1 protein-coding gene is annotated in these 1,329 nt (G+C 60.6%); it reads right to left on the bottom strand.

Annotated elements, in window-relative coordinates:
* Positions 1-52: 52 nt before the first annotated feature.
* Positions 53-1,267 (bottom strand): IS256 family transposase, encoded by a 1,215-nt coding sequence (locus H0485_RS21225; RefSeq protein WP_226937864.1) that lies wholly within the window; start codon positions 1,265-1,267, stop codon positions 53-55.
* Between the last annotated feature and the right edge of the window lie 62 nt (positions 1,268-1,329).

Below are 1,329 nucleotides of genomic sequence, written 5' to 3'. Positions count from 1 at the left end.
GGGACTGTCCTGAAGTCTGTGTATCTGGGCCGGTCCATGCGGTTTCAGATACTCAAGCGGCGAAGCGCTCGCCGAACATTATGGCGAACTGGTTGCGGGCGGCAAACCATTCCCGGACGTTGCGACCATCTTTCTCGAAGTTTCGGATCGCGAGGTAGATCAGCTTGGTTGCAGCTTCGTCGGTTGGGAACGACCCGCGCGTCTTAATGGATTTGCGGATCACGCGGTTCAGGCTCTCAATGGCATTCGTGGTGTAGATGATCTTCCGGATTGTCGGATCGAAGGCGAAGAACGGGATCACCTCCTGCCAGGCGCGCCGCCATGCCGGTGCGATGGATGCGTATTTCGCGGCCCATTTTCCCTCGAAAGCATCCAGCTCGGTGGCGGCCATATCGGCGGTGGCGGCCCCGTAGATCCGGCGCAGGTCAGTGGCCACCGCCTTGCGGTCCTTCCACGAGCAGAAGTTCAGGCTGTGGCGCACCAGATGGACGATGCAGGTCTGAACCATGGCCTCCGGGAAGGCGGCGGTGATCGCCTCGGGGAAGCCCTTGAGCCCATCGACAACGGCGATCAGGATGTCCTGGACGCCCCGGTTCTTCAGTTCGTTCATTACCGAGAGCCAGAATTTGGCGCCCTCGTTCTCGGCAATCCAGAGACCCAGAACCTCGCGCAGGCCCTCGCGGGTGACGCCGAGGGCCACATAGACGGCCTTGTTTTTAACGGTCCGGCTATCGGCATCGCGGATCTTCACCCGCAGGGCGTCAAAGATCACGATGGGATACATCCGGTCCAGCGCCCGGCTCTGCCATTCCCGAACCTCGTCCAGAACCGCATCGGTGACGCGGCTGATCAGGTCGGGCGACACCTTCAGGCCATAGAGGTCTAGAAGATGGGCCTGGATGTCCCGCACCGTCAGCCCGGCGGCGTAGAGCCCGATGATCTTGTCGTCCATCCCGTCGATCCGGGTCTGGCCCTTCTTCACCAATTCGGGCTCGAAACTGCTGTCGCGGTCGCGCGGCACCGCCACCGGCAATTCGCCATCCTGGCCCTTCAGCACCTTCGTCGATGCGCCGTTACGCCGATTACGCTGGCCTGGAGGCGCTTCTTTCCCCTCTTCATAGCCCAGATGCGCGGTCAGTTCGGCGCCGAGCATCCGTTCCATCAATCGGATCTTCAGCTCTTTCATCAGCCCGGTATCGCCGAAAAAATCCTCGGGGCGCTCAACGCCCTTCAGCAGCTCATCCAGTAGTTCCTTGGAGATCGTCATGCATGCTTCCTTTCGATGAAGCATGGACCGGATCACTCATACACAAAAGACAGGACACTCTC

It is taken from the genome of Pseudogemmobacter faecipullorum, from assembly GCF_020539525.1.
GTDB classification, from domain to species: Bacteria; Pseudomonadota; Alphaproteobacteria; order Rhodobacterales; family Rhodobacteraceae; genus Pseudogemmobacter; species Pseudogemmobacter faecipullorum.
This window is presented reverse-complemented; position numbering and strand designations above follow the sequence as displayed.